Here is a 6,715-nt window from a genome sequence, read left to right on the forward strand (position 1 = left end):
CGTGTCCGCTTCCTCGGACACCCCATCGGAACGCGTTCGAAGGGAAGACTCATGGCACTCTCCCGTTCGGCACGTCTGGGAGCGCTCGCGACCGCGGCGCTCTCCTTCTGTCTGATCGCCGCGGCCCCCGCGCCCCACCCCGGCTCCGACGGCGTCGGCGACCCGTACTTCCCCCAGCTCGGCAACGGCGGCTTCGACGTACGCCATTACGGTCTCGACGTCGCCTACGACCCCGACACCGACCGCCTCGACGGCCGCACCACGATCACCGCGCGCGCCACCGAGAACCTGTCGTCCTTCGACCTCGACCTGCAGAAACTCAACGTCACCCGGATCGAGGTGAACGGCAGACGCGCCCGGTTCACGCGCACCGGCGACGAGATCCGCATCACGCCGCGCGAGGCCCTGCGCAAGAACAAGAACTTCACGGTGACGGTCACCTACGGCGGGGTGCCCGAGGCGCTCAGCGGCCCCATCGTCTTCGGCTCCGACTACGGCTGGATGAAGACGGGCGACGGCGTCTTCGTGGCCTGCGAGCCCAACGCCGCCTCCACCTGGTTCCCCTCCAGCGACCACCCCTCCGACAAGGCCGCCTTCGACATCCGCATCAAGGCGCCCAAGGGCCTCACCTCCGTCTCCAACGGCCGTCTGGTGGGGACGTACGACAAGGGCGGCCAGCGCGTCGCGCACTGGCGCTCGGCCAAGCCCATGGCGACCTACCTCGCGACCGCCACCATCGGGAAGTTCGACGTGCGCACCGGGAAGACCCCGGGCGGCACGCCGATCTACGTCGCGATCGACCCGACGCTCCCCACGGGCAACGTCGACGTGTACGGCATCACGGCCGAGGTGACCGACCACTGGTCCGAGGTGTTCGGCCCGTACCCCTTCGAGGAGACCGGCGCGATCGTCGACGACATGCCGCAGGCCGGCTTCTCCCTGGAGACCCAGACCAAGCCGGTCTACTCCGCGGTCCGGAGCGAGTCGACGATCGCCCACGAGCTGGCCCACCAGTGGTTCGGCGACTCCGTCTCGGTCGGCAAGTGGAAGGACATCTGGCTCAACGAGGGCTTCGCGACCTACTCCCAGTGGCTGTGGTCCGAGCACAAGAAGACCCAGTCCGCCCACGACGCCTTCCGCGCCGCCTATGGCTCCCGCCCCGCCGACTCCGCCTTCTGGCAGATCACGGTCGGCGACCCGCAGCGCGACACGATGTTCGCCTCGGCCGTCTACCAGCGCGGCGCGATGACCCTCCAGGTCCTGCGGGAGCGCATCGGCGACAAGGACTTCTTCAAGCTCCTGAAGACCTGGGTGCAGCAGCACCGGTACGGCAACGCGAGCACCGCCGAGTTCATCGGCCTCGCCGAGAAGATCTCCGGCGAGCAGCTCGACGGCCTCTTCGCCACGTGGCTCTTCACGAAGGGGAAGCCGGCGCTTCCGTAAGGCCCGTGGAGCCGGTGACAGGGGCCTGGTCGGCGAAGCCCCTAGTCCGGGTGAGGGCGGCGGCGGGCCCGCGGCGCGCGCGGGTAAGAATGGCGCGTGCTCCTGGATCTGTTCACCCCCTCCGTCCAGCACTCGCTCGACATCGTGGGGATCTTCGTCTTCGCGATCTCCGGCGCGCTGCTCGCCGTGCGCAAGAACTTCGACGTCTTCGGCATCGCCGTGCTCGCCGAGGTCACCGCGCTGGGCGGGGGGCTCTTCCGCGACCTGGTGATCGGGGCGGTGCCGCCGGCCGCCTTCACCGACCTCGGCTACTTCATCACCCCGCTGTTCGCGGCCGCGCTGGTCTTCTTCCTCCACCCGGAGGTGGAGCGCACGCAGCTCGCGGTGAACGTCTTCGACGCGATGGGGCTCGGGCTGTTCTGCGTCTCGGGCACGACCAAGGCGTACGACTACGGCCTCGGCCTCACCGCGTCGGCCGCCCTCGGCCTGATGACCGCGGTGGGCGGCGGTGTGCTCCGCGACATCGTCGCCAACGAGGTGCCGTCGCTGGTCCGCTGGGACCGTGACCTGTACGCCGTGCCCGCCATCGTGGGCGCGACGATGATCGCCCTGTGCATCCGCTTCGAGGAGCTGACGGCCTTCACCAGCGGCCTCGCCGTGGTGACGACGTTCGTGCTGCGGCTGATGGCGCTGCACTACCACTGGCGGGCGCCACGCGCCTGGCACCGCCGCTCCACGGCGGTGGAGGCCGAGGTGGAGGAGACGCCCTAAGGGCGGCAGAGGGGCGACGGCAGAGGGGCGGAGGCAGAGGGGGTAGCGACAGAAAAGCTACCGCTCAGTAGTTTCCTGTTGTACGTTGCTGGCATGGAAACGGCAGCAACGGCGGCATCGACGGAAACGGCGGCGGCCGCGCGCATCGGCGACAGCGAGTTCGACCGCGACACCGTGGTCACCCGGCGCGAACCCGGCGTCTACGACACGGAGCTCTCCGCCGGGTGGACGATCATCAACGCCGTCAACGGCGGCTATCTCCTCGCCGTCCTCGGCCGCGCCCTCGCCGACGCCCTTCCGCACGCCGACCCCTTCACCGTCTCCGCGCACTACCTCACCGCCTCGGCCCCCGGCCCCGCCGTGATCCGCACGGACGTGGTGCGTGCGGGGCGCTCGCTCTCCACCGGACAGGCCTCCCTCTTCCAGTACGACGAGGAGGGCCGCGAGGTCGAGCGGATCCGCGTCCTCGCCTCGTACGGGGACCTCGACGCGCTGCCCGACGACGTCCGCACCACGGCCGCGCCGCCCGCCCTCCCGCCGCTCGACCAGTGCTTCGGCGCGCAGGACGCTCCCGACCACCGCCCGGTGCCCGGCAGTTCGGCCATCGCTGACCGGCTCTTCCTCAAGCTCGACCCCGCCACGCTCGGCTGGGCGCTCGGGCAGCCGTCCGGCAAGGGGGAGATGCGGGGCTGGTTCGGCCTCGCGGACGGCCGCGACGCGGACCCGCTCTCCCTGCTGCTCGCCGTCGACGCGCTGCCGCCGACCGCCTTCGAGATGGGCCTCACCGGCTGGGTCCCGACCGTGGAGCTGACGGTCCACGTCCGCCACCGCCCGGCGCCGGGACCGCTGCGCGTCTCGATCACCACCCGGAACCTCGCGGGCGGCTTCCTGGAGGAGGACGCGGAGGTCTGGGACAGCGAGGACCGCCTTGTGGCCCAGTCGCGCCAGCTGGCGCGGGTGCGGCTGAGCTAGCGGTGCGGCTGAGCTAGCCCCTGCCGAGGAAGCGGGCCAGCTCGCCGGTGAGTTCGGCGGGCGCGTCCTCCTGTACGAGGTGGCCGGCGCCCTCGATCAGACGCAGCTCGGCGCCGGGCACGAGGGCCGCGAGTTCCTTGGCCTTGGCCACGGGGATCCAGGGGTCCTCCGTGCCCCAGCAGATCAGGACGGGCAGCTCCAGTTCGCCGTAGCGGCCCTGGATCTCATCGGTGTACCGCTGGTCGTTCTGCGCGATCTGCCGGTAGAAGGCGGCCTGCCCCTCCTGCGTGCACCAGGGCTCCGCGAGGCGGTCCAGCACGGCCGGATGCAGTCCGCGCGGGCTCGTCGACGCGATGTACTCGCGGATCATGGCCCGGTGCAGCGCGGGCGGCAGCCGGCTGAAGACGTCGGCGTTCGCGCCGAGCAGCCGGTACGAGTCGGAGCCCCAGGGGGCGAGCGCCACCGGGTCGACGAGGGCGAGGCGTTCGTACGCGGCGCCGTGCAGCAGGTGCGCCCGCAGCGCGACGCAGCCGCCGAAGTCGTGGGCCACGACGGCGGGCCGGTCCAGGCCCCAGTGGGCGAGGAGTTCGGTGAGGACCCGGCCCTGCGCGGCGAGCGACACGTCCTGTCCGTCCCGCATCTCCGAGGCGCCGTACCCGGGCAGGTCCCATACGTACACGCGGTGTTCGACGGCGAGCGTGCGGGCGACGGCCCGCCAGACGTACGACGAGAAGGGCGTGCCGTGGACGAGGACGACGGGCGGGGCGTCTTCGGGACCGAAGGAGGCCCAGCGCACGGTGCCGGTGGGGCCGGCGAAGGTCCGGTCGAGGGTCCAGGACCCTCGGGCGTCGACTGTCATGACCGTAATGCTAGTAGCTCCTTACGGTCGGCGTCGAGTGTCCGACGCCGTGCGCCGTGCGGTGTCAGCCCTCGTCCCGCCAGTGCCGACGGCCCAGGCCCACCAGGCGCAGCTGCCTGCGGGCCACATCGGCCACCCACGCCTCCTGCGCCGTCCCGGGCCCCGCGTCCAGGAACGCCGACGCGGTCATCACCATGTGGTCGACGTACATTCCGGCCAGCATCAGCAGATCGTCCTCGGTCCACTCCGAGGTCGGCGCCTCCAGGGCGAACTGCTGCGCCACCTCCCGCGCGAACAGGGCGAGCTGGGCGCCGATCGCGTCCCGCACCGCCCGGACCCCGCCGTGCCGCTCGCGGGCGATGAAGCGGACGTGGGCGGGGTGCGCGTGGACGTACCCGGCTATCAACTCGACCGTGCCCGCGATGCGTTGCTCGCTGTCGCCGGTCTCGGACGCCAGCATCGCGGTGAGGGTCGTGTGCAGGCTGCCGAGCGTCTCCTCGACCAGGGTCACGCCCAGATCGGCGGTGTCGCGGAAGTGCCGGTAGAAGGCGGTGGGGGCGACGCCCACGGCGCGGGTGACCTCGCGCAGGCCCAGGCTGCTGAGGCTCTGCTCCTCGAGCAGCTGGAGCGCCGCGTCGAGGAGGGCCTGCCGGGTCTTCTGCTTCTGGGCCTGCCGGGTGCCGAGGATGTGACTCATGCCATGCAGTTAACAACTGTTCTCCGAGTTTTGAAAGCCGGAGAGGGAGTACTCTCTAAGTCAGTGAACAACTGTAACCACAAGCGTTCACCGAACGAGAGGGATCTCATGCTCTTCCTTGTCGCCGCCCTTCTGCTACTGGGTGTCGCCATGGGTTCCGTGGCACACGCCCCGCTTCCGGTCAGCCTGATCGCCGCCGTCGTCATCGGCGTGTGGCTCCTGGTCTTCGCTCTCCGCGAGCGCCACGCGCGCCACCGCTGACCACCGTCGGGCGCCGCTGATCCGCTCCGTACGACACCTCCACCTGTCAGGAGTCGCACCATGGAACTCACCGCAGAACGCACCGCCGACAGCACCGCCGCCGACACCACCGAGGCCGCCGGGAGCACGGCCGAGCGCACCCCGGAGCGCCCCACGGGCCGCCGGGACACCAACGGAATGGCCGTCGCCTCCTTCGTCCTCGGCCTGCTCGGACTGCTCGTCCTGAACATCTTTCTCGGGCCCGTCGCGATCGTCCTCGCGGGCATCGCCCTGTGGCGCGGCACCGACCGGAAGGGCCGCGCGCTGCTGGGTCTCGGCCTCGGCGTGGCCGACCTCGTCGTGCTCGGCGTGCTCGTCTCGATGGACAACACCGTGTCCTGGGGTCTCGCAGGCTGATACCACCGGGGCATGGGGCGCCGCGCGGCTCGTAGAATCGTGCCCACCATGGCCTACCTCGACCACGCAGCGACCACTCCGATGCTCCCGGAGGCGATCGCGGCGATGACCGCGCAGATCGCCGTCACCGGCAACGCCTCCTCGCTGCACGCGGCGGGGCGGCGGGCGCGACGCACCGTCGAGGAGGCCCGCGAGACGCTCGCCGAGTCACTCGGCGCGCGCCCCAGCGAGACCGTCTTCACCTCCGGCGGCACCGAGGCCGACAACCTCGCCGTCAAGGGCCTGTACTGGGCGCGCCGCGCCGAACGGCCCACCCGCACCCGCGTGCTCGCCAGCCCCGTCGAGCACCACGCCGTCCTCGACGCCGTGCACTGGCTCGGTGAGCACGAGGGCGCCACCGTCGAGTACCTGCCGGTCGACCGGTACGGCCGCGTCCACCCCGACGTGCTGCGCGAGGCGATCGAACGCGACCCCGACGACGTCGCCCTGGCCACCGTCATGTGGGCCAACAACGAGATCGGCACGATCATGCCGATCCGCGAACTGGCCGACGTCGCCCGGGAGTTCGGCGTCCCGCTGCACGCCGACGCCGTCCAGGCCTACGGCCAGCTCGCCGTCGACTTCGGCTCCTCAGGGCTTGCCGCGATGACGGTTTCCGGCCACAAGATCGGTGGTCCGTACGGCATCGGGGCGCTGCTGCTCGGCCGCGAGTACAGCCCCGTGCCCGTGCTGCACGGCGGCGGCCAGGAGCGGCACGTGCGCTCCGGGACGCTGGACGTGCCCGCCGTCGCCGCGTTCGCCGTCGCCGGTGAGCGGGCCGCGGCGCAGCGCGAGCGGTTCGCCACCGAGATCGGCGCGCTCCGCGACGACCTGGTGGCCGCCGTCCGCGCGGCGGTCCCCGAGGCGATCCTCGGCGGCGACCCCGCCCCGGAGGGCCGGCTCCCCGCCAACGCGCACTTCACCTTCCCCGGCTGCGAGGGCGACTCGCTCCTGCTGCTCCTCGACGCGCAGGGCATCGAGTGCTCCACCGGGTCCGCGTGCACGGCAGGCATCGCCCAGCCCAGCCACGTCCTGCTCGCCACCGGCACCGACCCCGACCTGGCCCGCGGCACCCTCCGCTTCTCGCTCGGCCATACGTCGACGAAGGCGGACGTCGACGCGGTGGTGGCGGCGATCGGCCCGGCGGTCGAGCGGGCGCGCTCCGCGGGGCTGAGCTAGGGCCCTAGGTGTATTGACCCGCAGCGTTGTTCACACGGGTGATCGGTGGCTTGCCTCCGAGTGCGGTGTGGCAGCGGTGGTGGTTGTAGGTGTGCAGG

8 protein-coding genes are annotated in these 6,715 nt (G+C 71.6%); 6 read left to right on the forward strand and 2 right to left on the reverse strand.

The window, feature by feature from the left end:
* Positions 1-51 precede the first annotated feature (51 nt).
* The 3 genes from ACFVYL_RS36010 to ACFVYL_RS36020 all read left to right on the forward strand — a co-directional run bounded on the left by ACFVYL_RS36010 (position 52) and on the right by ACFVYL_RS36020 (position 3,186).
* Positions 52-1,443, forward strand: a complete 1,392-nt coding sequence (locus ACFVYL_RS36010; protein ID WP_389723913.1) for a M1 family metallopeptidase — start codon at positions 52-54, stop codon at positions 1,441-1,443.
* Between the two features lie 96 nt (positions 1,444-1,539).
* Entirely contained in the window at positions 1,540-2,214 is a 675-nt protein-coding gene (locus ACFVYL_RS36015) for a trimeric intracellular cation channel family protein (protein ID WP_389723915.1), read from the forward strand.
* A gap of 93 nt (positions 2,215-2,307) precedes the next feature.
* Entirely contained in the window at positions 2,308-3,186 is an 879-nt protein-coding gene (locus ACFVYL_RS36020; protein ID WP_389723918.1) for a thioesterase family protein, read from the forward strand.
* A 13-nt stretch (positions 3,187-3,199) separates the two neighbouring features.
* Here ACFVYL_RS36020 and ACFVYL_RS36025 read toward each other — a convergent pair whose 3' ends face one another.
* Positions 3,200-4,045 (reverse strand): alpha/beta fold hydrolase, encoded by an 846-nt coding sequence (locus ACFVYL_RS36025; protein WP_389723921.1) that lies wholly within the window; start codon positions 4,043-4,045, stop codon positions 3,200-3,202.
* A gap of 64 nt (positions 4,046-4,109) precedes the next feature.
* On the reverse strand, positions 4,110-4,742 hold the full coding sequence (locus ACFVYL_RS36030; protein ID WP_389723924.1) for a TetR family transcriptional regulator: 633 nt from the start codon (positions 4,740-4,742) through the stop codon (positions 4,110-4,112).
* A 108-nt stretch (positions 4,743-4,850) separates the two neighbouring features.
* Here ACFVYL_RS36030 and ACFVYL_RS36035 point away from each other — a divergent pair, with 108 nt between their 5' ends.
* From ACFVYL_RS36035 to ACFVYL_RS36045, 3 genes are read left to right on the forward strand one after another with little or no spacing between them, the layout of a single operon-like run.
* Positions 4,851-5,003 (forward strand): hypothetical protein, encoded by a 153-nt coding sequence (locus tag ACFVYL_RS36035; protein ID WP_355816389.1) that lies wholly within the window; start codon positions 4,851-4,853, stop codon positions 5,001-5,003.
* A 60-nt stretch (positions 5,004-5,063) separates the two neighbouring features.
* Complete coding sequence (locus ACFVYL_RS36040) at positions 5,064-5,399, forward strand: hypothetical protein (RefSeq protein WP_389723927.1); 336 nt, start codon at positions 5,064-5,066, stop codon at positions 5,397-5,399.
* Between the two features lie 48 nt (positions 5,400-5,447).
* Positions 5,448-6,617: a cysteine desulfurase family protein gene (locus ACFVYL_RS36045; RefSeq protein ID WP_389723930.1), complete on the forward strand. Its 1,170-nt coding sequence runs from the start codon at positions 5,448-5,450 to the stop codon at positions 6,615-6,617.
* The last annotated feature ends 98 nt before the right edge of the window (positions 6,618-6,715 follow it).

It is taken from the genome of Streptomyces sp. NPDC058308, from assembly GCF_042880275.1.
Lineage (GTDB): Bacteria > Actinomycetota > Actinomycetes > Streptomycetales > Streptomycetaceae > Streptomyces.